27 protein-coding genes are annotated in these 25,416 nt (G+C 68.3%); 6 read left to right on the top strand and 21 right to left on the bottom strand.

The genetic code is table 11. From position 1 onward, the window contains the following. The first annotated feature begins 57 nt into the window (after window positions 1–57). Together dapF and mtaB are read left to right on the top strand one after the other, a co-directional pair. Complete coding sequence (gene dapF, locus MKK51_RS16635) at window positions 58–945, top strand: diaminopimelate epimerase (protein ID WP_243978955.1); 888 nt, start codon at window positions 58–60, stop codon at window positions 943–945. Beyond that, entirely contained in the window at window positions 946–2,193 is a 1,248-nt protein-coding gene (gene mtaB / locus MKK51_RS16630) for a tRNA (N(6)-L-threonylcarbamoyladenosine(37)-C(2))-methylthiotransferase MtaB (protein ID WP_243978954.1), read from the top strand. Between the two features lie 275 nt (window positions 2,194–2,468). Here mtaB and MKK51_RS16625 read toward each other — a convergent pair whose 3' ends face one another. Next, window positions 2,469–3,194, bottom strand: coding sequence for an RluA family pseudouridine synthase (locus MKK51_RS16625; RefSeq protein ID WP_243978953.1), 726 nt, complete (start codon window positions 3,192–3,194; stop codon window positions 2,469–2,471). A 41-nt stretch (window positions 3,195–3,235) separates the two neighbouring features. Between MKK51_RS16625 and ftsY the strand changes: the two genes are divergently transcribed. The 3 genes from ftsY (at window position 3,236) to MKK51_RS16610 (ending at window position 5,848) form a co-directional block, all read left to right on the top strand. After that, window positions 3,236–4,669: a signal recognition particle-docking protein FtsY gene (gene ftsY, locus MKK51_RS16620; protein WP_243978952.1), complete on the top strand. Its 1,434-nt coding sequence runs from the start codon at window positions 3,236–3,238 to the stop codon at window positions 4,667–4,669. Between the two features lie 87 nt (window positions 4,670–4,756). Further along, the gene (locus MKK51_RS16615) at window positions 4,757–5,074 is read left to right on the top strand and encodes a DNA-binding protein (RefSeq protein ID WP_243978951.1); all 318 of its coding nucleotides are present in this window, start codon (window positions 4,757–4,759) and stop codon (window positions 5,072–5,074) included. A gap of 150 nt (window positions 5,075–5,224) precedes the next feature. Further along, window positions 5,225–5,848 carry a septation protein A gene (locus MKK51_RS16610; protein ID WP_243978950.1) on the top strand — a complete coding sequence of 208 codons (624 nt, stop codon included), beginning with the start codon at window positions 5,225–5,227 and terminating at the stop codon, window positions 5,846–5,848. Window positions 5,849–5,866: 18 nt separating this feature from the next. Here the strand turns inward: MKK51_RS16610 and MKK51_RS16605 are convergent, their stop codons facing one another. The 15 genes from MKK51_RS16605 to MKK51_RS16535 form a co-directional block, all read right to left on the bottom strand. Next, window positions 5,867–6,469: a DsbE family thiol:disulfide interchange protein gene (locus MKK51_RS16605; RefSeq protein ID WP_243978949.1), complete on the bottom strand. Its 603-nt coding sequence runs from the start codon at window positions 6,467–6,469 to the stop codon at window positions 5,867–5,869. Beyond that, the gene (ccmD, locus tag MKK51_RS16600; RefSeq protein ID WP_243978948.1) at window positions 6,466–6,621 is read right to left on the bottom strand and encodes a heme exporter protein CcmD; all 156 of its coding nucleotides are present in this window, start codon (window positions 6,619–6,621) and stop codon (window positions 6,466–6,468) included. Before ccmD ends, MKK51_RS16605 begins: the two co-directional genes overlap by 4 nt. A 3-nt stretch (window positions 6,622–6,624) precedes the next feature. Continuing rightward, window positions 6,625–7,401 carry a heme ABC transporter permease gene (locus tag MKK51_RS16595; protein WP_243978947.1) on the bottom strand — a complete coding sequence of 259 codons (777 nt, stop codon included), beginning with the start codon at window positions 7,399–7,401 and terminating at the stop codon, window positions 6,625–6,627. 169 nt (window positions 7,402–7,570) lie between these two features. Further along, a complete protein-coding gene (locus tag MKK51_RS27225) occupies window positions 7,571–8,833 on the bottom strand; it encodes a methyl-accepting chemotaxis protein (protein WP_279601176.1) in 1,263 nt (420 codons plus the stop codon). Between the two features lie 303 nt (window positions 8,834–9,136). Further along, the gene (locus MKK51_RS16585; protein WP_243978946.1) at window positions 9,137–9,436 is read right to left on the bottom strand and encodes a hypothetical protein; all 300 of its coding nucleotides are present in this window, start codon (window positions 9,434–9,436) and stop codon (window positions 9,137–9,139) included. 609 nt (window positions 9,437–10,045) lie between these two features. Then, window positions 10,046–10,888 carry a Pnap_2097 family protein gene (locus tag MKK51_RS16580; protein ID WP_243978945.1) on the bottom strand — a complete coding sequence of 281 codons (843 nt, stop codon included), beginning with the start codon at window positions 10,886–10,888 and terminating at the stop codon, window positions 10,046–10,048. Window positions 10,889–11,049: 161 nt separating this feature from the next. Beyond that, window positions 11,050–11,982, bottom strand: a complete 933-nt coding sequence (locus tag MKK51_RS16575; protein ID WP_243978944.1) for a transporter — start codon at window positions 11,980–11,982, stop codon at window positions 11,050–11,052. Between the two features lie 337 nt (window positions 11,983–12,319). Then, entirely contained in the window at window positions 12,320–13,588 is a 1,269-nt protein-coding gene (locus MKK51_RS16570; RefSeq protein WP_243978943.1) for an MSMEG_0569 family flavin-dependent oxidoreductase, read from the bottom strand. A gap of 38 nt (window positions 13,589–13,626) precedes the next feature. Continuing rightward, a complete protein-coding gene (locus tag MKK51_RS16565; RefSeq protein WP_243978942.1) occupies window positions 13,627–13,908 on the bottom strand; it encodes an MSMEG_0570 family nitrogen starvation response protein in 282 nt (93 codons plus the stop codon). Continuing rightward, complete coding sequence (locus MKK51_RS16560) at window positions 13,901–15,076, bottom strand: MSMEG_0565 family glycosyltransferase (protein WP_243978941.1); 1,176 nt, start codon at window positions 15,074–15,076, stop codon at window positions 13,901–13,903. The genes MKK51_RS16565 and MKK51_RS16560 overlap by 8 nt, the downstream gene beginning before the upstream one ends. Continuing rightward, window positions 15,073–16,068: a sll0787 family AIR synthase-like protein gene (locus MKK51_RS16555; RefSeq protein WP_243978940.1), complete on the bottom strand. Its 996-nt coding sequence runs from the start codon at window positions 16,066–16,068 to the stop codon at window positions 15,073–15,075. The genes MKK51_RS16560 and MKK51_RS16555 overlap by 4 nt, the downstream gene beginning before the upstream one ends. Continuing rightward, complete coding sequence (locus tag MKK51_RS16550) at window positions 16,068–16,613, bottom strand: MSMEG_0567/Sll0786 family nitrogen starvation N-acetyltransferase (protein WP_243978939.1); 546 nt, start codon at window positions 16,611–16,613, stop codon at window positions 16,068–16,070. The genes MKK51_RS16555 and MKK51_RS16550 overlap by 1 nt, the downstream gene beginning before the upstream one ends. Continuing rightward, window positions 16,610–17,713 (bottom strand): MSMEG_0568 family radical SAM protein, encoded by a 1,104-nt coding sequence (locus tag MKK51_RS16545; protein WP_243978998.1) that lies wholly within the window; start codon window positions 17,711–17,713, stop codon window positions 16,610–16,612. Before MKK51_RS16545 ends, MKK51_RS16550 begins: the two co-directional genes overlap by 4 nt. Next, the gene (locus tag MKK51_RS16540; RefSeq protein WP_243978938.1) at window positions 17,667–18,743 is read right to left on the bottom strand and encodes a Nit6803 family nitrilase; all 1,077 of its coding nucleotides are present in this window, start codon (window positions 18,741–18,743) and stop codon (window positions 17,667–17,669) included. Before MKK51_RS16540 ends, MKK51_RS16545 begins: the two co-directional genes overlap by 47 nt. A 65-nt stretch (window positions 18,744–18,808) precedes the next feature. Continuing rightward, entirely contained in the window at window positions 18,809–19,291 is a 483-nt protein-coding gene (locus MKK51_RS16535) for an MSMEG_0572/Sll0783 family nitrogen starvation response protein (RefSeq protein ID WP_243978937.1), read from the bottom strand. A gap of 359 nt (window positions 19,292–19,650) precedes the next feature. On the opposite strand from MKK51_RS16535, the gene MKK51_RS16530 reads away from it, so the two are divergent. After that, window positions 19,651–21,090: a PLP-dependent aminotransferase family protein gene (locus MKK51_RS16530; RefSeq protein ID WP_243978936.1), complete on the top strand. Its 1,440-nt coding sequence runs from the start codon at window positions 19,651–19,653 to the stop codon at window positions 21,088–21,090. A gap of 306 nt (window positions 21,091–21,396) precedes the next feature. Here MKK51_RS16530 and MKK51_RS16525 read toward each other — a convergent pair whose 3' ends face one another. The 5 genes from MKK51_RS16525 to MKK51_RS16510 form a co-directional block, all read right to left on the bottom strand. Next, complete coding sequence (locus MKK51_RS16525; RefSeq protein ID WP_243978935.1) at window positions 21,397–22,593, bottom strand: FAD-dependent monooxygenase; 1,197 nt, start codon at window positions 22,591–22,593, stop codon at window positions 21,397–21,399. A 73-nt stretch (window positions 22,594–22,666) separates the two neighbouring features. Next, window positions 22,667–23,128 (bottom strand): MarR family winged helix-turn-helix transcriptional regulator, encoded by a 462-nt coding sequence (locus tag MKK51_RS27585; RefSeq protein WP_409565698.1) that lies wholly within the window; start codon window positions 23,126–23,128, stop codon window positions 22,667–22,669. 128 nt (window positions 23,129–23,256) lie between these two features. Next, a complete protein-coding gene (locus MKK51_RS16520) occupies window positions 23,257–23,502 on the bottom strand; it encodes a hypothetical protein (protein ID WP_243978934.1) in 246 nt (81 codons plus the stop codon). A 372-nt stretch (window positions 23,503–23,874) separates the two neighbouring features. Then, window positions 23,875–24,345 carry a regulator gene (locus tag MKK51_RS16515; protein WP_243978933.1) on the bottom strand — a complete coding sequence of 157 codons (471 nt, stop codon included), beginning with the start codon at window positions 24,343–24,345 and terminating at the stop codon, window positions 23,875–23,877. A gap of 146 nt (window positions 24,346–24,491) precedes the next feature. Next, complete coding sequence (locus MKK51_RS16510) at window positions 24,492–25,364, bottom strand: type 1 glutamine amidotransferase (protein WP_243978932.1); 873 nt, start codon at window positions 25,362–25,364, stop codon at window positions 24,492–24,494. Window positions 25,365–25,416: the final 52 nt, after the last annotated feature.

Below are 25,416 nucleotides of genomic sequence, written 5' to 3'. Positions count from 1 at the left end.
CCTTCCGGCGGGATGCCCCGCCGGATGCCACGTTCGGACAACGAAGCGCAGACGATCATGACGAGGCTCGCGAACCGACGGTTCCTGAAGATGCACGGGGCGGGCAACGCCATCGTGGTGCTGGACCTGCGCGGCACGGAGCTGGTCGTGAGCGCCGAGGAGGCCCGCGCCATCGCCCGCCACCCGCGTTCCGGCTTCGACCAGCTCATGGTCATCCACGATCCGCGCAAGCCCGGCACCGACGGCTTCATGCGGATCTACAACACCGACGGGTCGGAATCCGGCGCCTGTGGCAACGGCACCCGCTGCGTCGCCTACGCCATGCTCGACGACCCGGCCATGGCACGGCCCGCCGAGAGCGGTCGCCTCACCCTGGAGACCAGGGCCGGGCTCGTCGGCGTGAAGCGCGAGGCGCAGGCCTCCTTCACCGTGGACATGGGCCGCCCCCGCCTGACGTGGGACGAGATCCCGCTGGCGGAACCCTTCCCCGACACGCGGCGGATCGAGCTGCAGATCGGCCCCATCGACGCGCCCGTCCTGCATTCGCCGGGGGCGGTGAACATGGGCAACCCCCATGCGGTGTTCTTCATCGAGGACGATCCCGACGGTTACGACCTCGGCCGCTTCGGCCCGATGCTGGAGAATCACCCGATCTTTCCCGAGCGCGCCAACATCTCCCTGGCGCAGGTGACGGGCCCGCACACGATCAAGCTCCGGGTCTGGGAGCGCGGCGCCGGGCTGACGCTGGCCTGCGGCACCGCCGCCTGCGCCACGCTGGTGGCGGCCTCGCGCCTGCGCATGATCGGCCGCCATGCCACGGTGAGCCTGCCCGGCGGCGACCTCGTCATCGAGTGGCGCGCCGACGACCACGTCCTGATGACCGGCCCGGTGGCCCTCGAATGGGAAGGCGTCCTGCCCGCCGAGATCTTCGAGCGGATGGACTGAATGGCGGTGGAGACCCTGACCTTCGGCTGCCGCCTCAACACGGTGGAATCGGAGGTGATGCGCCGCCATGCCGAGGCGGCGGGGACGGAGGGCGACCTCGTTCTCGTCAACACCTGCGCCGTCACGGCGGAGGCCGGGCGCCAGGCCCGCAAGGCGATCCGCAAGCTCGCCCGCGAGCGGCCGGGGGCCGAGATCGTCGTCACCGGCTGCGGCGCGCAGGTGGAGACGCAGGCCTATTCGGCGATGCCGGAAGTGGCCCGGATCGTCGGCAACGACGCCAAGACCAGGGCCGGGACCTGGCTGCCCGCCACGCATCCGAGGCCCCGCCTCGCCATCGACGACATCATGGCGGTGCGCGACGCCGCGCCGACGCGGATCGCCTCGGTGGCCGGGCATACCCGTGCCTTCGTGCCGGTGCAGAACGGCTGCGACCATCGCTGCACCTTCTGCATCATCCCCTTCGGCCGGGGAAACTCGCGCTCGGTGGCCCTGGAGGATGCGGTCGATCAGGTCCGCCGCATCGTCGACCATGGCGGTCGGGAAGTCGTGCTCACCGGCGTCGATCTCACCGCCTACGGCCGGGATCTTACTCAGTCATCCAGCCTGGGACGGCTGGTCCAGGCCATCCTGCGCCACGTGCCGGACCTCGCGCGCCTGCGCCTGTCCTCCATCGATTCCATCGAGGCCGACGCGGCGCTGATGGAGGCGATCGCCGGCGAGAGGCGGCTGATGCCGCATTTCCACCTCTCGCTGCAGGCCGGCGACGACCTGATCCTGAAGCGGATGAAGCGCCGGCACGGCCGCGACGACGCGATCCGGTTCTGCAAGGCCGTGCGGCGGCTGCGTCCGGACGCCGTCTTCGGGGCCGACCTCATCGCGGGCTTTCCCACGGAGACGGAGGAGCAGTTCGTCCGCTCCCTCGATCTCGTGGCCGAATGCGGCCTGACGCATCTCCACGTGTTTCCCTATTCGCCCCGCCCCGGCACGCCGGCCGCGCGGATGCCGCCGGTCGCCGGAGACGTGATCCGCGAACGCGCCGCCCGTCTGCGCGAGGCGGGGGCGGCGGCGCTGACGGCGCATCTCGCGGGAGAGGTCGGCCGGACGCACCGCGTGCTCACCGAGCGCGGCGGGATGGGGCGCACGGAAGGGTTCACCCCGGTCCGGCTGGCGGCGGACGCGCCGGCGGGCGAGCTGCGCGCCGTGGCGATCGCCGGCCATGACGGCCGGGTGCTGATCGCGGCGGAGTAACCCACCCCCTCTGCGCTATCGGATTTACACGTCTGCTCGACGTCTGCTTCCTCTGTTCAAGAGAGTTCGAGATGAGGCGCGCCGGGCTCCCTCTCCTGGAAGGAGAGGGGGCCCGCGCATCCCGTGAGATACGTGAATATCGTAGCTCCCGCTGCGGGGGAGGGTGGTCGCGGAGCGACCGGGAGAGGGGCAGCGCGACGCTTGGTACCGTGGCTCCCCTCATCCGACTTGGCTGCGGGCCACCTTCACCGGCAATGGGGAGAAGGAACCGCGCATCACGCAGCCCCCTGATACCCGCACCTCTCCATCCGTCCCAGCATATGCCCCGGCGCGGGCGCCTCGACCGTGATGGCCGGCTTCTTCGGGTAGAGCGGCAGGGTCAGCGCGCGGGCATGGAGCTGCAGCCCCGACCCGCCCGTGCGCGGCGCGGTGCCGTAGATCGTGTCGCCGAGGATGGGCCAGCCCATGGCGGCGCAGTGGACGCGCAGCTGGTGCGTGCGGCCGGTGACCGGGCTGAGGGCCAGCCAGGCGAGGCTCCTGTCCGGCGAGCGGCCGAGGATGCGCCATGTGGTCAGGGACGGGTCTCCGGCCGGGTCGGTCTTCATCCACCACGAGCGCGGGTCGTCCGAGCGGCGGGCGAGGGGGAGGTCGATCCGGCCCTCGTCCTCGGCGGGACCGCCCTCGACGATGGCCCAGTAGGTCTTGCCCACCGTGCCGCTCGCGGCGAACAGCTTGTTCAGGCGGGCCAGGGCCTTGGCGTGACGGCCCAGGGCGAGGCAGCCCGAGGTGTCGCGGTCGAGCCGATGGGCGGCCTCGGGACGGCGCGGCAGGCCGAAGCGCAGGGCGTCGAGATGGTCGGTCAGCGTCTCCCCGCCCTTGGGGCCGGGATGGACCGGCAACCCCGCCGGCTTGTCGATGACGAGGACAAGGGCATCGCGGTAGAGGAGGCGCGCGCCTATGTCTGTTATGGGGTGATCCACGGGAACATCGGCTGAAGGCATCGCCCTGCGCTACTCATGCGGGGTCGGGGGAGCAAGTGGGTATGAGCGAAGACAAGAGGCCGGGCTGGTTGCTGCGGCGGATGTTCGGGAAAAAGGAGGAGGCCTGGCCGCCCGAGCCGGTGCCGGTCCAGCCGCCCGATCCGAAGCCGGAGCCGAAACCCGAGCCGAAACAAGAAGCGGCGATCGAGCCGGCATCGCCCCCCATCGCATCCCCCGCCTCGGCCTCCGAAGGCCAGCCCGACTTCGCGACGGGTGCTGACGACATCTCGGCGATCCCGCTCCCTCCCAGCGAACCCGCCCCCGCCGACCCGGACAGGAACGCGACGCCCGACGAGATCGAGGGTGCGGATCTCCAACCGATCGAGGGCGCCGACGAGCGCCCGCCCGCCGGGACGGCGGGAGACGATCCCGCGCGCGGGGCGGAGACGGCCGACACCACGACGGTCGCCTTCGCGCCGCAGCCCGCGCCCGAACCCAAGCCCGCCCTAGAATCCAAGCCCGCCCCGGAATTTAAGCCCGCCCCGGAACCCGCCCCCGAACCCACGGCCGAAAAGCGCGGCTGGTGGAGCCGTCTCACCGGGGGCATGAAGCGCACCTCCTCGGCCCTGTCCGAGCGGGTCACCGGCCTGTTCACCAAACGCAAGCTCGAGGCGGACACCCTGGAGGAACTGGAAGACGCCCTGATCCAGGCCGATTTCGGCATCGACACCGCCATGCGGATCTCGGAAGCCGTGGGCAAGGGCCGCTACGAGAAGGGAATCTCCCCCGACGAGGTCCGGGCCATCCTCGCCGCCGAGGTGGAACGGGCGCTGGCTCCCGTCGCCATCCCCCTCACCATCGACACGACGAAGAAGCCGTTCGTGATCCTGATGATCGGCGTCAACGGCGCGGGCAAGACCACCACCATCGGCAAGCTCGCCCTGAAGCTGAAGGGGGAGGGGCACAGCCTCATGCTCGCGGCGGGCGACACGTTCCGCGCCGCGGCCATCGAGCAGCTCAAGGTCTGGGGCACGCGCACCGGGGTTCCGGTGGTGGCGGGGGCGCAGGGAGCGGATGCCGCCGGCCTCGCCTTCGAGGCCTTCCAGCGGGCCAGGACCGAGGGCACCGACGTGCTCCTCATCGACACCGCCGGCCGGCTCCAGAACAAGGCCGGGCTCATGGCGGAGCTGGAGAAGATCCTGCGCGTCATCCGCAAGATCGACGCCGAGGCGCCCCATGCCGTGCTCCTCGTCCTCGACGCCACGGTGGGCCAGAACGCCCTGAGCCAGGTCGAGCTGTTCTCCAAGGCGGCCAACGTCACCGGCCTCGTCATGACCAAGCTCGACGGCACCGCACGGGGCGGCATCCTCGTGGCCTTGGCGGCGAAGTTCGGCCTCCCGGTGCACTTCATCGGCGTGGGCGAGGGCGTCGAGGATCTCGAACCCTTCGCCGCGCGTGACTTCGCGCGGGCCATCGCGGGGCTGGAGGAGGAGTGATCGCAGCGCGAGATCGACGCTGGCGCCCACCCGACTTCCGTTGCCGTCTTGGTCGGAGTACGAGCGGCGCAAGGCGGAGGAGACACCGTGAACCTGACGCGCAGCTTCAAAGAAACGGTGAAAGCGCGTGCCGAGCGTGACCCGGCATTCCGGGAAGCCTTGCTGACGGAAGCGGTGGATCAGTTCCTGGCCGGAGAACTCGATACGGGGAAGGCAGTCCTGCGCGACTACATCAACGCAACCATCGGCTTCGAACGATTGGCCATGGAAACAGGCTCTTCGTCTAAGAGCCTGATGCGCATGCTGAGCCCGACCGGCAACCCGACGGCGAGCAACCTGTTCGCCGTGCTCACCACGGTTCAGAGAGCCGCCGGTCTGAAGCTCGCGGTGGCGGCGGGCCGCTGACACCACCAGCAATCTGCCTGCGGAGCCCCCCGGTCGATCTTTGGCGCCCCCTCACGCGCTAGGAAAGCCGGGGCGACTGTCCTACATCCGGCCTCCCACCCGGCGCCGCGTCGTGTCCCGGCGCGTCGAAGCACGAGCCGTTCACCGATCATGACCCTGCCTGTCGAATCCGTACCGCCGCGCCGCCATCTCGCCCCGGTGCCGAAGCTCGCCCTGGAAATGGGGCCGCTGGTGCTGTTCTTCCTGCTCAATTCCTTCGGCACGCGGTTCGGCCTGAGCGAGGACAGCAGCACCTTCCTGGCCATCGGGGTCTTTGTGGTGGCGACGGCGGTGGCTCTGGCCATCCACTTCGCGGTGCTGCGGCGGTTGCCGATCATGCCGCTGGTCTCCGGCATCGTCGTCCTCGTCTTCGGCGGCATGGCGCTGGCGCTGCACGACAAGACGTTCTTCGTGATCAAGCCGACGATCGTGAACGCCCTGTTCGGCACCATCCTCCTCGGCGGCCTGCTGTTCGGGAAGTCCCTCCTGTCGGTGGTGCTGGATTCGGTCTTCGATCTCACCGACGAGGGCTGGCGCAAGCTCACCTTCCGCTGGGGCGTGTTCTTCCTGGCCCTGGCCGCCATCAACGAGGTCGTCTGGCGGACGCAGAGCTACGCGTTCTGGGCCAATTTCAAGGTGGTCGGCATCATGCCCCTGACCATCCTGTTCGCCCTGTCGCAGACCCCGCTCCTCCTGCGCTACGACCGCAAGGAAGGGGCGAAGCCCGAAATCTAGGCGAAGCCCGTCGGCGGATCAGGGCCTGGCGGCCGTCATCGTCTCCGCCGCGCGGATCTTCTGGAGCACCGCCGCATAATTCTCTGCCGTGACGATGCCCACGAGCTTGTCTCGGATCACGCCGTCGGGGCCGATGATGAAGGTTTCCGGCACCCCGTAGACGCCGAAATCGATGCCGGTGCGGCCGGTGGAATCCATGCCCACCGCCTGGAACGGCACTCCGCTGCGCGACAGGAAGCGGCGGCCGTTCTCCGGAGCGTCCTTGTAGTCGATCCCGACGAGGTTGACCCCCGGCTCGCGGGCGAGGCGCATGAGCTGCGGATGCTCGATCTGGCAGGGGGCGCACCAGGAGGCCCAGAAATTGACCACCGTCACCCGGCCCTTGAGGTCGGCGCTGGAAAGGCCGGGGATGGCCTGGCCTTCCCCGCCGACGAGGTTGGGCAAGGGTCCCAGGGCGAAGGCCGGCACCGGCCGCCCGATTAGCGCCGAGGGAATCGCGGCCGGGTCGGCGCCGGACCGAAGGCGGATGAAGAAGACCAGGGCCAGGGCCGCGAAGATCACCAGCGGCGCGATGACGAGGAGCGACCGGCGCACCGGGGCCGACGGGGACGTGGCGCTCACGCCCGCTCTCCCGCATCGCCCTGGAGGGTCGCCAGGGCCCGCTTCTGCGCCCGGTGATCGCTGAGCGAGCGCCAGATCAAGGCCCCGATGACGAGGGCGGTGAAGGCGTAGGCGCCGAGGATGAAGCCGGCATGCGGCCCGAGGGAACCCATCGGTCAGAGTCCCTGGATCGCCTGGCCGAGGGGCCGGGCCGGACGGAGATCGGCATCGAGGCGCTCGGCCTCGCGGATGGTGAGCGCCCTGACCCGGCGGCGCAGGATCTCGGTGCGCATGGCATAGAGATGCAGGGTGATCCCCAGCAGGGTGAAGGCGAGGATCATCTCGAGCAGGGGATAGAGCATCGAGGGATCGATGCTGGAGCCGCCCATGCGCATGATCGAGGCCGGCTGATGCAGCGTCGACCACCAGTTCACCGAGAACTTGATGATCGGCAGGTTCACGGCCCCCACCAGGGTCAGGATCGCGATGGCGCGCGCCGCCCGGTTCGGGTCCTCGATGGTGCGCCACAGGGCGATGATGCCGCAATAGATCAGGAACAGGATCAGCATCGAGGTCAGCCTCGCGTCCCAGACCCAGTAGGTCCCCCACATCGGCTTGCCCCAGAGCGAGCCGGTGACGAGGCAGATCAGGGTGAAGGCCGCCCCGATCGGCGCGGCGGCGCGCTGCGCCACGTCCGCGAGGGGATGGCGCCAGACCAGGGTGCCGATGGCCGAGAGCGCCATCGACCCGTAGAAGAACGCCCCGAGCCAGGCCGCCGGCACATGGATGTACATGATCCGCACGGTCTCGCCCTGCTGGTAGTCGGGCGGGACGACGAACCAGGTGAGGTAGAGGCCGACGGCGAGCAGGACGGCGGAGAGCCCCGCGAGCCAGGGCATCACGGGGCCGGTCCAGCGCAGGAAGTGACCGGGATGGGCAAGACGTGTCCACATGGTTCGTGGAACTAGCCCAAGGTGCGGTGCAGCATCAATGCGGGCGTTACGCGCAGGCCGGACGGGCCCATCATTTCTTCGGGATAGGCGGAGGCTCGCGCCGTTCCGCCCCTCTCGTTCCGACGAGAGCAGGCCTGTGCCGCCGCGCCCTGCCTGCCGCCTCGAGCGCTCAGGCCGCGAGCCCGTCGAGGGTGCGCGCGAAATCGGCCGTGGCGCCGCGCAGGACCGCCACCTGAACGCGCACGGCATCGGTGGAGTCCCGCACCGAGACCGCGACCTCCGTCGTGGTCCCGAGCACGTCGGAGACCGCGCGCACGTGGCCGGCCGCCGCGTCCGCCTCGTGCACGGTGGTGGCCACGTGGTCGTCCATCTCCGCGAGGGCGCCGCGCTGGCGTGCGACCGCCGCCACGATCGCCTCGGTGCTGCCTTCGATCTCATGGATACGGCCGGCGAAGGCGCGCATCGAAGCCGCCGCGTGCTCGGCCGCGCGCTCGACATCGGCGATCTGGCTGGCGATCTCCTCGGTGGCCCGGGCGGTCTGCTCGGCGAGCTGCTTCACTTCGGCGGCCACGACCGCGAAGCCGCGGCCGGCCTCGCCGGCCCGCGCCGCCTCGATCGTGGCGTTGAGGGCCAGCAGGTTCGTCTGCCCGGCCACGGACCGGATCGTGGCCACCACCGAGCCGATGCGCTCCACCGCGCCGGTGAGCGCGCCGACCGTCTCGCCGGTGCGACGGGCATACTCGGCCGCCGCGCGGGTCACGGTGCTGGTGGCGTCGAGATGGTGGCCGATCTCGTCGGCCACCTGGGTGAGGCCATGGCAGGCGGCGGCCGCCGACCCGATGGTGGTCACCGCCCGGACCGCGCCCTCGGTCGCCAGTCCCGCGTCCCGGCTGGTCCTGTCGGCGAAGCCCGCCAGCCCCCCGGCGCTGGCCTCCAGGGTGGTCAGCGCCCCCTCGACCGCACCGGTCATCCCCGCGACGGAGGCACTGAAGACGTCGACCGCCTGCCGCATCTGCACGCCGCGCTCGGCTTCCCGCCGTGCGCCGGCCTCGGCGGCGGCCCGGAGCGCTTCCGCCTCGTCGCGGTCGCTCTCGCTGCGCCGGAGCGCATCGCTCGCGGCGAGCCCGGCTTGCAGGCGGGAGACCAGCCATACCAGCACGCCGGTCTGAACCACGAGGATCCCGGCATGAAGGAGCACCCGGTCGAGGCCCCCGCCATCCGGGAAGACGAGGCTCGGCATTGCCAGGGAAAAGGCGAGATGGTGCACGGCCACGACGGCCGCATAGGCGAGGAGGGCTCGCCAATCGAGCCAGGCCGCCACCGCGGCGAGACAGGCGAAGAAGTACATGTGCATGTCGAGTTGCAGCGTCGGGCTGCCGGCCTCCTGCCGGAGAACCGCCACCAGCACGGCGACGAGGCCCGCCAGCGCCATGCTCGACGCGATCCGGGTGACGGATCCGGTCCGGTGGCGGAGATAGTTCCAGGAGGGCAGTCCGGCCAGGACCAGGGCCGCCCCCAGCGTGGGCAGGCTCTGCCCCCCCCTGCCGGAACACCGCGATGGCGATCACCGCGGCGTTGAACCAGAGGAAACCGATCAGGACACGCCCCGACCCGGCCCGCATCCTGTCGAGCATCGAGTCCGGAAGGTTGCCCTGCGGGAGGCTTGGGGAAAGGCCCCGGGCGGAGGGTGTCGCGGTCGTCGTCATCGTCGGTCTCACGGTCGTCTTCGAAACGTTCAGGTGCGCTGTCCGCCGAGGCATCCGCCGAGAGCGGACGCGTCGAGCACCAGCCAGGCTCCGGCATGCCTCAGACGCCCGCCGAAATCCGCGGAGTCCGAGCGCGCGAGCGCGATCCAGGGGACGAGGGTCTCACGCAGCAGCGCACCGTCCGCCCGCGCGACGATGGCGGCGATGCCGGCGGTTCCGGAGCCCGGCGCGCCGACCACGAGGACGGGGCCGCCGGCGCCCGGCATCCCGACGAGGAGCGGCAGGACAAGGGCGGCGGTACCGGATACGAAGATGGATGCCGAACTCATTCGAGGTCCGTCCGGGGAGGGAGGCATACCATCCACCACCAGACCTTAATATTTCCGTTCCGCGACGAGTATATCGGCATCCCTCTGGTCGAGACGTGACGGCCTCTCCTTGCCTAAGTCATCTGCAAGCCAAGAGACCCGCATCACGACTGGAGCGCTTGCCGCCGAAGCGAACACCGGTCGGGCGAAAACAGAGCACGGCACAACACAGGCTGAGAGATGTGCCCCGACCCACCATGGCCGGGCGCCGCTCTAGTGGACAAAATCCGACGGATGGTACCCATCCCTGACATCCGAGATGGATGGGAAGCGGGCTTCAGTGGGGCGGTCGAAACCGGACGTTCCGCATCCGATTCATCTAAGTCGTAGGAGACTATCTACGTCAGCCCCGATAGCGGACGTTTCTTCTGATGCTCCTCGATCAATGGCGAGGCTCATGAGAAAAGACCGGATCTGTGCCCGGACACACGCGCTGAGCACGGCCCTCTCTCGAAGTGCCAGTGATGGGTCGTGAGCCTGGAAACGATGCTTGGACGTGAAAGGTCAGCACAACATCGTTGGGATCTACCCGGCATCAACGAAATTGTCAGAATCGAGCATGAAGTAAGATCACGCCATCATACGGTCGGTCACGACCTCAGCCAGGAGCTTGCCATCCACCGAGGCGCTCAGCAGCGCACGATGACGGCACGCTGTGCCGTCCTGCGCGGTCAGCATGCGTACGGTGAGGTCATCACCGACCTCGATGTTCGCGTAAAACACTGCCCGGCGCTCTCGGGTCGCAAGAAGCCCTGACCGTTTACCGACGAGGTGCCACTCGGCTCGATCCACCGCCGCGATGAAGCTGCTGAAGTATAGGAGGCCGGCGCCGTTGAAGTCCAAGTGCGGGCATGTCTCGATGGCCATGGTGCCCACCTCGCGCTCGTCGACGAACGTGTCCTGGGCCGACGTTGCACGGCGACTGTAGGAGGGGTGCGAGGCCATAGTTTCCCCGGAAGGTTCAGCGCCTCCGGGCCCCTCGATCCTCACGCGGATGATGGAGCGGTTCACGCCTTCGGCCTGCCGTCTCACGAACACGGATGTCATCTCCACGTCCGCGATCAATCGGTCCCGGCACGCGGCGACGTGGCGACTGACCACCCGGGTCTCCGAGAGGCTCGTGATCGTCGAGCGTACATCCAAGCTGTCGTTCTCACGCACGCCGCCAAGGTCGCCGCCATGCAGCGAGATGTTTCGGAACGCGGCGTAGATGGGCTGGCCGCCTTTGGGACCGAACCCGGCCGCCGCCCTGCCGTAGGCCTGGGCAATCAAATTCCAATGACGATGCCCCAACTCTTTCCAGAGCCAGTTCTCCGAAAGGCCGTTCGGGCAAAGATGCGGCATGCCCAGGACGTAGCTGGACGCGTCCGAGAGGGGCGAGCCGGCAGCCGCCAACCGCATATGCAAGCTCATCGACCTTCTCCGGCATGGAGGGCGGGACCGGGTGGCGGTCGCTGTTGAGACTGGACCACCCGGCCCCTATCGAAGCGGGGTCCTTGGGAAGGATGTTCACTTCGATCGCGGTTGCGTCCCCGTCACCCGGGCGAGGGTGGCCAGGGTCGCGCGATCAAGGATCAATACTTGCGGACGAGACTGACGGGCATCGGCTCGGCAGCCTTCGTCGCGCTGTAGAGCGGGGCGATGAGACGGATGAAGCCATCGGTCGATTCGGTGCCGCGGGTCCGGACCGCGACGTCGCGGGCGACCATCAGCTGCGCCGTGACGGGCCCGAAATCATAGCCGATGAGGCCACCGACCGCGAAGCGTCCGGCGCGGGTGTAGCCCTGCGCGGAGGCAAGCGCGAAGTCACGACCGCCGAGGGGCAGGTCCGTCACCCCGTAGGCGACCGCGCCGATCTCGAACTTTCCGAACTTCTTGGTCGCCGTAAGATCGAGCAGGAGAGCGTCGGCGAGGTAGAGCGGCCCCATCGCCCGACCGGCGGCCCCCGCGAACCGACCGGGGGAGTCGTAGAGGTTGTGCGTGAGGTTGGAGGTGAGGTTCCAGCCGTCGCCGGTGTAGCTGGCCGCGAAACCCTGGCGGTAGGTGTTCGAACTGAATTGCGGCAGACCGCGGCCGCCATCGAGATCGTTGAGGTGAACGGCAGCAAGGTAGCTGACGCCGAAGTTGTTTCCCAGATCCCAGGCGAAGATCGATCCGACCAGGGTTCCGACATTGACCGAGAAGTCGCGGTTCGGCAGGCCGCCCGGATTGTGCGGGAACCCGAACACCGTGGGCTGGGCGAGCAGCGGCTGGACGTTGGCGCCGAACAGCCTGAAGCCCGTCGACCAGACCAGGACCGGCACGTTGATCGCTGTATCCGTCGAGAACCGGGTGTCGTTCCGGCGATAGATGAAGGTGTCGATGGCGTAGATGCCCTCGGGAAGCGGCGCGCCGACGGCGAGACCCACCTGCTCGCCCGGGATGGTGGTGGATTGCGCGAACGAGGCGGTCGCGCCCAGGGTGATTGCGGCGAACGCCCCCGCCGCGGTCGCGAACTTCTTAAACATCGTCAATCCCCTTTTCAGATGCGCATCGGGTAGCCGCAAGCGTTCGCCGTGAAACATCGGCGTCGGCGGCGTAACGGCGATTTTTTGGATGCTTATCTTGATTGACTGGATCGACACACAATTTGTATGCATATCCAACAGTGCTTATATTCTACTTCTAAATCATTTTTAGTCTACCAAATTTTACTTCGACAATGCTTGGCGTTATGTTGTGTTGCCTGGACGGCACAAGCGCTACGGCGTTTGAACGGTCTCATGGGCTTCGGGGGAGAAAGAACTCGGAGAAGTCTTCGCGGAGGTGCCGCTCGGGGCACCCGGACGGCCGTGAAGGCCGGCCTCAGACCGCGAACTTCAAGGCGAACCGCTCGGTGCCGAGGCGCTGCTGGATAGCCTGGACGACATGTTCGGCATCGCGACCGACCGCTCCGAAACGCCCGGAGCCCCAGGTATTCAGCCAGGGCAGTCCGATGAAGTAGATGCCCTCCTCGTTCGTGACGCCGCGCCTGTGCTTCGGGCTGCCGGAGCCATTGAAGACCGAGGCGTCGAGCCAGCGGAAATCCGGCGTGAAGCCGATGCACCAGACGATGGCGGTGATGCCGGAGCCGTCGAGGTCGAGGCTGGTGACGGGCTCGCCGGGCTCCCAGACCGGGGTGTAGTGCTCCTGTGCCGGGGCCTCGATGCCCGTCTCGGCGATGTACTTGTCGATGGCCGCGTTGATGCCGTTGTAGGTCCGGTCGGCGCCGTCGAGCGAGCGCTTGAGGTCGTCGCGGAAGCGCAGGCTGCCGTCCCGGTAATCCTCCATCAGGCCGTAGAGCTTCATGCCCTCGGTGGCGAAGCGGCGCAGGTCGATGTCGCGTCCGCCGTCACGGCCGGTGACGTAGTGGTTGGTGTTGTCGCGGACCCCGTCGCGCAGCGGATGGTTGTCGACGGTCATCTCGTAGTAGCCCATATCGGCGAGCCAGGTGACGACGTCCCGACCCCGATAGAACCGGGCGCAGCGGGGTGCGTCGCCGACCGCGAGATGCACCTTGCGCCCGGCGAGGTGCAGGTCCTCGGCGATCTGCGCGCCGGACTGACCGGACCCGACGACCAGCACCTCGCCCTCGGGCAGTTGGGCGGCGTTGCGGTACTGGTTCGAATGGATCTGCGTGATCGAGCCCGGCAGCTTCTCGGCCATGCGCGGGATGATCGGCATGTGGTAGCCCCCCGAGGCGACGACGATCTCGTCGGCGGTGTAGTCCCCCTCCGAGGTCTGAACCGAGAAGATGCCGTCTTCCCGCCGCTCGACGCGGGTGACCGAGACGCCCTCGCGGATCGGCGGGTTCACCTTCGCGACGAACGCCTTGAGATACGCCACGATCTCGTCCTTTTTCATGAACCCATCCGGCTCCGGCCCGTCATAGGGGTGGCCCGGCAGGTCGCACTGCCAGTTCGGCGTGACGAGGCAGAACGTGTCCCAGCGCTGCGTCGACCAGGTGTGGGCCGCCGTGTTCTTCTCGAAGACGAGGTGCTCGATGCCGCGCTGCTTGAGGTGGTAGCTGACAGAAAGGCCGGCCTGGCCGCCGCCGACGACGGCAACGGGAACGTGACGGGGGGTGGACGTCATGGCTCTCACTCCGTGAGGTTGCTGGAAGGAGGCCCGGTTCAGGGCTCGAAGGTCTCGACGGTGACCCGCCCGTCGCAGGGCTGGAGCTTCGCGGCGGCCTCGATCCGGGCGAGCTGGTCCAGGGCGGACGAGCAGGCGAAGCCGTACTTCACGCGCACGCGCTCGCTGGCGATGGTGAGGGCGGTGCGGGTCCTCTCGACGAACTCGTCGACGGCGTAGCTCTCGCCCGGCGCGAGGAAGTCCTTCACCACGAGGGAGGGCGAGTAGCAGGCCTCGCGCCGACCGTCGGGCCAGCGGACGTGGAAGTGCATCTCAGGCATGGATCGGCTCCTGTCTCATGCGGGCGCAGCCCGCGTAGGCGTCGAGGTGACGCTCGGCGCAGGCCCGCCACGAATGGGCGGCGGCGCACGCGAAGCCCGTTCCCCTCAGTCGGTCGCGCGTGTCCGGCACCAGGGCGGCTGCCATGGCGCGGGCGATGTCGTCGGGGTCGGCCGGATCGACGAAGAGGGCGTCGCCGTCGCTGAGGTATTCGGTGAAGGGCGGCCGGTGGGAGACGATGGCCGGGGTGCCGCAGGCCATCGCCTCCAACACGCACAGGCCGAACCCTTCCTTCAGGGACGGAAAGGCGAGCATGTCGGCGACACGGTAGAGGGCCGGCATGTCGGCCTGCGGGACCGGACCGGTCTCGATCACGGGACCGCTCGACCCTGCCGCGAGACCGTGGGCGGTCAGGGCCGCATGGCACCGCGCGCGGTAGGAGGCGTGGTCGAGCAGAGAGGCACCGCCAGCGATGACGAGCTTGGCCCCGGAATGGCGCTCACGCAAGCGCGCGAACGCCGCGATGATGCCAAGGGTGTTCTTGCGCTCCTCGAAGCCGCCGACGCTCAGGACGATGGGACCGCCGCCCAACGCCCAGCGCTCCCGAACCATGGCATCCCGCAGGTCGGACGTGGGCCGGTAGGCAGCCAGGTCGACGCCGTTGCCGACGACCTCCGGCAATGCACCGAAGTCCGACCGGACGCGCTCGGTCCAGCCGTGGCTGACGCAGAGGAGGCGCCGAGCCTCCTGGATCGAGCGATCCTGCCAATCGGCAAGTTGCGGTTCGGCGAAGGCGTCGAGGTGATGGACGGTGCGAACGAAACCCGGAATCAGGCGCCGATGCTTCAGGGTCGCGAGCGCGTTGCCACCGATGCCGTCATGGGCATGGAAGACATCGAAGTCGCAGGCCGCCGGCGACCCGAAGTGCATCAGGTAGTCGTTGATGCGCGTCCGCACGAGGTCGACCGTGTCGCCGGCAACGGGGCGGGCGGCGACGGATACGGTCGGACAGGCGGCATCGCGAAAAAAGCCGCGACCGGACGGGTCGGGGGCGTGGACCACCGCCTCGTGCCCGAGCCCGCACAGGGCTTCGGCGAGGGCGAGGCAATGGGCGACGCCGCCCCGTGGGTTGGTGGAGTGGGTCAGGAGGGCGATGCGCAGGCCGGTCATGATACCGGTCCCCCATCATCCCGGCCGCAGCCGATCAGCGGGCTGGCCACGAAGTCCCAGACCATGGCCTCCTCGCCCCCGGCATCCCGGATGCGGGCGACCCGGCTCGCGTCGATGCCTCCGATCCTGGCGGCCGTGATGCCCCGCTCGGCGAAGCGCGCGAGGACGGCCGGGGTGTGGTCGGGGCGCACGCTCAGGAGGTAACCGAAGCTCGGGAAGGCGTTGAGCCAGCGCGCCATCGGAACGTCGCCGGGGCGCGGGATCGCGTCGAGGTCGATGACGGCGCCGACGGTCGAGCATTCGAGCAGCATCAGCGCCGTGCCGACGACGCCCGCCATGCTGATATCCTTGGCGGCGCGGCAAAGGCCGTCCTCGGCGAGCCCCGGCAACAAGGCGAGGTCACCGCGAAGACGCTCGCCCGGCGCCCCGGTCGAGGCGTCCCAGTACGGGTGCGGCTCGCGAAAACGGCCGCGCAGGTCGATGGCGGCGACGAGGTCGTCGCCCGGTGCCGCATCGAAGCTCGTCAGCAGGCGGGGGCCGGCGCGGCCGAGCACCGCGACCGCAAGGTTCCCGGTCTCCGAACGCGTGTTCGTATGACCGCCGACGACGGGTACGCCATAGAGCGCGGCCGCGTCCGACAGGCCGGCCAGGATCGGATCCGCCGCCGCGGCATCCCGGCTCCACAGGGCATCGACCACCGCGAGCGGGCGCCCGCCCATGGCCGCCACGTCGCTGAGGTTGACCATGATCCCGCAATAGCCCGCGAAGTACGGATCGGCCGAGACGAAGCTGTCGATGAAGCCCTCGATGGCCAGCAGCAGGTGGCCGTCGCCATCGGGAATGGCGGCGCAATCGTCTCCGACCGGCACCGCGGTGTGGCGCCCCCCCAGACCGAGGCGCGTGACGACGGCATCGATGTCGCGCTTATGGGCGACACCACGGGCATCCCGGATCTGGCCTGCCAGGGTCTTGAGGTCGACGGCCGCGGTCATCACGCGGCCCTGCGGAACGTGACGAGCCCGTGCTCGGGGTCGTGCATCGGCGGATAGGCCGCGAGGTCGGCCTGCATCCGGTGGTGAAGGCGACCATGGAGCTCCACTGAATCGAGGCTTTCCCAATGCAGGGCCTCGAACAACGGCACGTTCCGGTCCTGCACGTGCGCCAGGAAGCGCGTGCAACCCCGTGCATGGGCCGACGAGACCGCGACCTGGATCAGCCCGGCCCCGAGGGCCGCCGTGCCGCGGAAGGCTTTGGCCACGGCCAGCCGCGATCCCCACCACTCGCCGGGCCGTTCCGCCACCTCGTGGATGCGTACGGTGCCGACGACCGCGTCGGCATCCCCGCCGAGTGTGGAGAGGGCGCAGATCGGGATCGCATGCCCGTCGATGGCGTCACGGTCATCATCCGCGAAGATGCCTTGCTCGGTGCAGAACACCTGCCGGCGCAGGGCAGCGCAAGCGCGCCGCTCCCAGGGGGCGGTGGCGAACTTCACCCGAAAATGGCTCGGCCGATAGGGCGCGACGGGTTCGAGGATCATGCCGCCACCCCCGCGCGCTCGTAGGTGGAGAGGGCCGAGCAGGCGCCGCAGCGGCCGCAGCCGGCCTTGATGTCGGTAGAGCGCAGATTCGCCCGCCCCAGCATGTCGGAGAGGGGCTGCAGGATCGCGTGCATGAAATCCGGCGACGGTGCCGGGTGGCTCTCCAGCGGCGTGCCCGAGATCGGCACGAAGGGTACGACGAAGGGGTAGACGCCCATGCCGACCAGGCGCTCGGCCATGGCGAGGATCGCCTCCGGCGCATCGCCGAGGCCGGCGAGGATGTAGGTCGAGACCTGGCCCCGCCCGAAGACCGGGACCGCCGCCGCGAAGGCGTCGTAGTAACGTTCCAGCGGCACGCTGGCCTTGCCGGGCATGATCCGGGCCCGGACCTCGGGGGTGACGGCCTCCAGGTGCATGCCCAGCGCGTCGACGCCCGACGCCTTCATGCGGTCGAACCAGCGGTCGTCGTCCGGCGGCTCGCACTGCGCCTGGATCGGCAGGTCCACCGCGGCCTTCACCGCGAACGCACTCTCGCAGAGGATGGCGGCTCCGCGGTCGATGGCGTTCGGTGTCCCCGTGGTCATCACCATGTGCTTGACGCCGTCCAGCAGAACGGCGGCGCGGGCGACCTCGGCAAGCTGCTCGGGGGTCTTGCGCGCGACGGTGCGGCCCGCGGCAAGGGACTGGCCGATGGAGCAGAACTGGCAGGTCTTCGTGCGGCTGGCGTAGCGGATGCAGGTCTGCAGCACCGTGGTCGCGAGGACGTCGCGTCCGTGCAGCACGGCGATCTGCGAATACGGCACCCCGTCGAAGGTCGAGAGCGCGTAGAAGCGCGGCTTGCCCGGGAAGGTCACCCGGCCGATCACCGCGCCGTCGTGCTCGATCACCGAGACCCCGTCGAGGTCCGGGCGGCGCACCAGGAAGGGCGAGTCGAACGCGGCCTCGGTATGGACCGGCACCATCACGGTGCGGCCCGCGATGGTCATCGCCTTGTGGTCGGAGGGGCCGGCACCGCCGCGGCGGCTCGGCGCCCCGGCGCGGGTGTCGGCGAGCCTAACGCCGTAGGACTGCAACGCGTTGATCAGGCGTTCCGTCGGCATCCCGACCAGGCCCGCCATGACCGGCGGAAGCGTGGGAAGGCTCGTCGGAAGCGGGGAACTGCTCATGGTCGAGGCTCCGGGATTGATGGTGCGAACGGGTCGGCTGGTGCACGAACGAGGCCGGGCGGTCGTCGTGGAGAAGGCTGAGGAGTTCGGGCCGGGCGTAGTGTCCGACCGAGTCCATCATCCGCTTGCGCTTGGTCACCAGCGCGAGGTCCATGTCGGCGATCAGGATGCCCTCGCCGCACCTGAGCGGGTCGGCGAGGTGCTTGCCCTCGGGTGAGACGATGGCGGTGCAGTTGCCGCCCCGGCAGGCCCCGCGCAGGCGCTCGTCGGGGCAGACCTGCGCCACCTGTTCGTCGGTGAGCCAGCCGGTGGCGTTGACGACGAAGCAGGCCGCCTCAAGGGCGTGGTGGCGGATCGTCACCTCCATCTGGTCGGCGAAGATCTGGCCGACCAGGGAGCCCGGGAACTGGGCGGCGTGGATCTCCTCGTGCCGGGCCATCAGGGCGTAGCGGGCGAGCGGGTTGTAGTGCTCCCAGCAGGCCAGCGCCCCGACGCGGCCGACCGCGGTGTCGACCACGGTGAGGCCGGCGCCGTCGCCCTGACCCCAGATCATGCGCTCGTGATAGGTCGGGGTGATCTTGCGGCGCTTGAGCTTCAGGATGCCGTCGGCATCGAAGATGAGCTGCGCGTTGTAGAGCGAGCCGTGGTCGCGCTCGTTGACGCCGAGCACGATGACGACGCCGTGGCGGCGCGCGGCGGCGGAGACCGCCTGGGTGACGGGTCCCGGCACCGTCACGGCCCGATCGTAGAGGCGCAGGTGCTCCGCGCCCTGCAGGGCCGGCGGCAGCACGAACGAGAAATAGGGGTAGTAGGGCACGAAGGTCTCGGGGAAGACCATGAAGCGGGCGCCCTTGGCGGCGGCCTCGTCGATGGCGTTCAGCACCCGTTCGAGCGTGCCGTCCGGTCGGTCGAGGTCAGGGGCGATCTGGACGGCGGCGGCCCGCACGATCCGGTTCTCAGACATGGATGATCCTCCGGCTGTGACGGCGGCCACGTCGCGCGCGGCCGCCGGGGGCGGCGGCGTGGTCGTCAGACCGTCCAGGTGTCGATGATCACCGCGTTGTCACGCTTGTGCAGGAGCACGCAGTCGAGGACATCGAGGGGGTTGATCATGCGGATGCCCTCGATGAAGGCGGCCTCGCCGTGGCCGTAGAGGGCCTGGGTCGAGAACCGGCAGGCGTAGACCTTGCCGCCCTCGGCCATGAACTTCTCGAGCTGGTTGTTGAAGTTCAGGTGGCCAGGGAAGGCTTCGTCGCCGAGCCGCGGGAAACCGCGCTGCACGCCGAGGGTGATGCCGGGGCCGTAGAGCAGGATCGAGGTCTCGAAGCCCTTGCGCTGCAGGCGGGTGGCCTGGAGCAGGTTCACGAGGCCGATGGAGCCCTCGAAGGCGACGGTATGGAAGGTGACCAGCGCCTTTTGGCCCGGCTCCGCCTTCACGTCCTCGAAGACCTTCTCCTCGTAATCGACCAGGACGTCGCCCTTCTTGTGGGGTTCGCGGTTCACTGCAGGCATGGATCTCACTCCGTGATGGGTTGGACCGCGTCAGCCGAAGCCTCGGGTGGTCACATCCCCCCATGGCAAGCGACGTGCCAACGAAGGCCGATCAATAAAACCATCAATGACCCCAAGTTCAATCCATTCAATGTTGCGATCAATGTCCATGCCGCCGTGGTCCAAGACACCTGTCACGGACTGGAAACCAGAGCGGCACATGCACAAGAGAGCATCACGCCATGCCCAGTTTGACTGCATAGATTGATAGTATTGTATGTATCGATCCTGTAGGCCATTTGGGCCTCCCGTACGGTACGGAGCTTGCTACACATACAATCAGGCATTGATCGCATCTTGATGGCGTGCTTGGAGAATGGATGACCTCAGCAACGCGAGTCGGGCGCCTGACGCCTTCGGATGTCGTGAGCGGGACGTGGACGCCCGACCTGAAGCGTTGGGGGAAGCCCCACTACCTCGCCATCGCCGAGGCGTTGGCGGACGACATCCGGACCGGACGCCTGACGGTCGGCACCCGGCTCCCGACCCAACGCGCCCTCGCCGAGGCTCTCGACCTCAACTTCACGACCGTCTCGCGCGGCTATGTCGAGGCCCACAAGCGCGGCCTGATCGAGGGGCGCGTCGGCCAGGGTACCTTCGTGATCGACCCGGTTCGCCCGGCCCGTTCCCCGTCCTTCAAGGATGGGTCACGGGTCGGCCCGGTCGACTTCACGATGAACCTGCCCCCGGAGCCCGACGTACCGGCGTTGCAGGCGCGGATGCAGGCCTCGTTCGCGGAGCTCTCCGGCAATCTCACCAACCTGTTGCGCTACCAAGGCTTCGGCGGGACGGACGAGGATAAGGAAGCGGCGCTGCTCTGGCTGGAAGGGCGCGGGATCGTCGCGCCGCGGGAGCGCCTGCTCATCTGCCCGGGCGCCCACAGCGCCCTGTTCGGCGTGCTCGGCCAGATCGGCCGTCCGGGGGACGCCATCTGCGCCGAACGCATCACCTACCCGGGCATTCGCTCGCTGGCGGCGCATCTCGGGCTGCGCCTCGTCGACCTGCCTATGGATCGGCATGGCGTCGACCCCGATGGGTTCGCGGCTGTCTGTACCAAGGTCGCGCCGAAGGCGATCTACCTGAATCCGCTACTGCAGAACCCGACCACCGCGACCCTGTCCCGGTCGCGGCGCGAGGCCATCATCGCGGTCGCCCGCCGGTATGCCGTCACCATCATCGAGGACGACGCCTACGCGCGCATCTGCCCGGCGCCGCCCCCGAGCTTCGCCGAATTGGCGCCCGAGATCACCTACTATGTGGCCGGCGTCGCCAAGTGCCTCGGCGCGGGCCTTCGGCTCGCCTACCTCGTCGCCCCGAGCGCCCGTTCCGCCCTGCCGCTGGCCGGCGCCCTGCGGGCCGCCACCGTCATGGCCTCGCCGATCTCGACGACGCTGGCGACACGATGGATCATGGACGGCACGGCGGATGCCGTGGTCCAGTTCGTGCGCGAGGAATCCGCCGCGCGCCAGCGCATCGCGACCGCGCTGCTTCCCAGTGGGACCTACACCGCGGACCCTCACGGCTTCCACGTCTGGATCACGCTGCCGGAGGGCTGGACCCGCTCGGCCTTCGCCAGTCAGGGGCGCTCCGCCGGGCTCGGCGTCGTCGCCAGCGACCCGTTCTGCGTCGCCGGAACGCCGCCGGAGGCGGTACGCCTCTGCCTTGGCGGCCCCTCCACCCGGCAGCAGATCACCCAGGGCCTGGAAGTGCTCGCGCACGCGCTGGAAGGCTCGCCGGCGCTTGCGTCGTCCTACATCTGAGCGGCTTGCCAGCCTGGCGCCCGGGCCACATCGGCACGTTGAACAGACGAGCAGAATGCTAGAGCATGGTCCGTGATCTCCGGATCACGGACCATGCTCTAGCCTGCTGTGTGGTCGCATTGTCTTCACGCGAGCCGGCATCCACCTCGCTTGAAAATGCTCTCATCCTCTCGGTCCTGGCACGGACGGACGATTCCGGACTCATGCCAGCCGTAGCGCCCGCCATTGGCGCGTCCCGAAAGCGGCTATTCGTCGGACGTCCGACATCTTCGGCTTGGGGTGGAATGAGGATTGTCCGTCTGGCCCCTAACGTACCGAGCTTTCGTATGCCGAGAGGTCGGGCGCTTTGGGAGGGCGAGAGAAAAGCTTGCCCGCGACCCTACGGACCAAACGGGTGCTGGCGACGCGTAGGGCACCGTGAAGCAGTCGGATGCCGAGCCTGCTCTCCGGGTTCGCCAACTTGGGAGCGATTTTCGGGACGCCCTGGGCTTGCTGGACCATCGGACGCATCGCTCGCTCGTAGGCTGCAAAGCCAGCTTGGACATCGGAGGTCCGCGACAGCTCATGGGCGAGGATGAAGGCGCCGGTGATGGCGAGGGTAGTGCCGATGCCAGCGAGCGGCGTGGCGCACCAAGCCGCATCGCCGGTCAGTACGACGCGGCCTTTCGACCAGCGTTGCATGCGGACTTGGCGCAAGACATCGAAGTAGAAGTCCTCGGTCAAGCCCAGGCCGGTAAGGACGCGTCGAGACTGCCATCCGGCATCGGCGAAGCGCTCGTGCAGGAAGGCCTTTTGTCGACCGACATCCCAGCTCTGCTCACCAGCCGGCGCTTGCTGGACAGACAGCATCGCCCGCGTGGTGCCTTTCCGGTCGGGGCGCAGTGACACGCTCCGGCCCCCCGTCGCATTGTACCAGCGCCACAGCCGATCATCGTCGGCGACCCGCGGAATGGTGAAATAGGCGATGGTCAGGTCCATCCAGCGCGTGTCGTTCTCCCCGGGGAAAACGAGCTCGCGCGTCGTCGAACCCACGCCCTCCGCGACCACGACAGCGTCGTACCGCTCCGTAAGGCCACTTGCGAACGTAATGGTCGCTGCGTCTCCGTCATCATGAATATGTTTGATGCTGTCGCCAAAACGGAAGCTTGCGGTGTCCCGCGCGGCTTCGAACAGGAGACGCGCCAAGTCACCGCGTAGGATTTCCATCTCGGCCGTCGGTCCGTCGCCGCCGATCTCGTCGGTCATGAACTTCGCGACGATACGGCCGTCTCCGTCGACCCACGCCGTTCCGACTTCGCCCGTGCCGTGTTCGAGGGCGAGCTCATCCAGACCCATCCGGCGCAACACCTCTCGGCCAACGCCGCGCACGTCGATGTTCTGACCCCCGTCCCGGAACTCGGGGGCTCGTTCCACGACCGTGACCTCATTCCCGAGACGAGCGAGCCACCATGCGAGGGTTGAACCGGCGACGCTGGCGCCGGTGACGAGGATACGATGGGCCATGGGTCCTTCCTGCCGCTGGGGCGGTACCAGGAGGGATCTAGGGTCAGGCTCATTTATATCAACAGTGATATATTTAGCGGGACCGTTCGAGGTTGGATGCCATCCGCTTGAGGAGTTCGACGGCCAACTCGCGCTGGGCCGGCGCAAAGCCCGACAACGCTGTTTCATTTCCGGACGCCAACGCGGAGCTGGCCGCTTTGACGGCTTCATGTCCGGAAGCTGTCAACGCGATCAACGCTGCACGTCCGTCCCCCTCGTGCCGTTGCCGCTCGATCAGGCCGGCCCTCTCCAGGCGCGAAAGGGTCGCAACCATTGCGGGTTGCCCGTTGGGAGATTGACGAACGAGGTCGCGCTGCAGAAGGGGGCCCTGAGCGGACAGCAGGAGCAAGGGCGATATTTGAGCAACTGAGAGCCCAAGGGGGGCCAGATCACGGTCGACGGCACGAATGAAAAGACGGGCGACATGGTTCGCGAGGAAGCCCGGCGCGTCCTCACATGTGCATGAATAGTCGGATCTCGTGACACCGTTTTGCATGCTGCTCGCTTTTTGCGGTGTCGGACTCTTCAAACGATCCGGTCGGCTACCGGCTCCAGTCCAGATCGGCCTGAAGCCGGTACGACTCCAACTATCCCGCTCCTAGGGAAGAGAATCTATGTCAAGCCTCAGCCCTTCTTCTGGTAGGCCTTGATCGCTGCTTGGCACCCGGGCGACAACTTGGACATGTTCTTCTGGAAACAAGCTTGCGTCTCGGGACCGTCGGTTGGCGGCAGGCCGACGCAGAAGGTCGTGAAGTCCCCTGCACACTGCTGCTGCAAGACAGCCTTCTCTTCGGGTGACATGGGAGCCGCCAAGGCAGCGCCCGTCATGAAACTGGCGAGCACGATGCCCAGCCCAAAACGTATCAACATGATTGATCCTACCAGCATCCGGCCAAACCCGGATGCGGGGTCCAAAACGCTTTCGGCGGCTTGGCAGTTGCACCCCTAGAGCTGCGCCCGACCACGTTGGGTCGGGGCACACCTCTGGATCCTTATTGTGTCACACTCTGTTTCGCCGAACCGGCATCCACTTCGGCGGAGAGTGCTCTAGCGCCTGGTAGCCACTCGTATCGGGCACCGGTCGGGTCGGAAGCGATCCCCCTGCCGATGTGGTGGTTCCAACCGACCAGGAGCTCATGCCCCGGCGGTGGTCATGGGTATGCGATGGGCATCGCCTGCGACGCCGGGTGATCGCGAGCGAAAACACCGAGGCTGCCTCCGCACCCCCGGTGTTCTGGATTGCTACGCAGCCCTGGCGGTGACCTTCGCAAAGGTGCCCGTCGCGATCTGGTCTTCAAGCTGGGCCTTGAAGTCGGCGATGCCCAGGACCTGGACGGGATTGCCCGCATCGTCGAGGAACTCGTACAGCGCGTCCTCGATGTTGCGGTTGCTGAAGAAGACGATGGCGTCCTCGTCGCCGCCGCCCTCCATATGCGGGTCGCCGTTCGCCACGCCCGAGACGTAGCTGCCCGTCGGACGGATCTCCTTCAGGGTCCCGTCCTCGCGGTAGAACCTGAGCTCCCCCTGCATCACGAGGGTCACGTAGGGGCTCTTGTGCCGGTGCAGCATGACGCGCTGGTTCGCGGCGAATTTGAACACGACGTCGACGATGCGGTTTCCCTCGTCGACCTTGTAGACGAAGAACGCGATATGCGGGAGCCAGTCGAGCGTCCGCCAGGTGATGTTGCTCTCGTCGAACATAGGGTTGGGCATCCAGTTTCCTTCCGTTCCCCCATCCGGGCGCTCGTGGGCGACGCACGGCTTTCCGCCGCGTCGGATGGCTCGTGATGGGGCAACGTCCCCGACGGCGGATCGATGCGACCGCCCTTCCGGACACCTCACCGGGTCGGGCGGCCATGTCACCGTCTGGCGTTTCGCATCGGAATGGAGAGCGCCTCAATGAAGTTGGCGATCTCGACCTGCCGGTTGCCCTCATCCGCGACCTGGTCGTCCAGCCCCAGTCGCCACGCGAGGTCGCGCCGGCCGGGCTCGCGGTGGAGGGCTTCAACGAGGTCCGCCTGTTCCTCGACCTCGCGCCGGTTACGTGCCAGCCCGCTTTCGATCAGATCGTCGGCCTGCCGCCGAAGGGCCCCCGTCACCTCGTCGAGGCCAATCTCCGGGTGGTACTGGACGCCCCAGAACGTGCCTCCGTCGTGCCGGATCTCGGCGGCCTGAACCACGGTGGACCGGTTGAGGGCGAGCAGGGTGGCCCCGCCCGGAAGGGTCTCGACCTCGTCCGTGTGAATGCTCGGCGCATCGTAGGCGCCGGGTCTGCCTTTGAGCATCGGATGCGACCGCCCTGCATCCGTCGCGACGATCCGCCGTGCGAAGCCCGCCTCCGGACCGTTCCGGTTCCGCCGGACAGTGCCGCCGGCGGCAACGGTCGCCATCTGCAGCCCCGCACAGGACCCGAAGGATGGCGTACCCGAAGCGAACAGCGCGCCCATGAACGCGAGTGAACGTCTGACCTCCGGTGTGTCCTCATAGAGCGATAGGGGCGAACCGGAGAGGAAAACGGCATCGTATCCCCCCAGGCTCTCGCCCTCCGGCAGGGTACTGTCCGCGTCAGCGGGCATGACGCGCTGGCAAAAGGCGCCTGGCGCAAGGCGGCCCAGGATTTCGACGTAGGTCTCTCCAGATGAGCGCCCAACGCTGTCGCGGCGCTTCTCACGGGCCTCCGGGGGCTCGCTTTCAGCGACGAGGAAACGAAGTCCTGATGTTGGTGCCTGCAAGGCCGTGGCGCTCCGGGGAACCGTTCCCCGGGGACCCGAACCATTGGCGGAA

The sequence above is a fragment of the Methylobacterium sp. E-045 genome, assembly GCF_022829685.1.
GTDB lineage: Bacteria > Pseudomonadota > Alphaproteobacteria > Rhizobiales > Beijerinckiaceae > Methylobacterium.
This window is presented reverse-complemented; position numbering and strand designations above follow the sequence as displayed.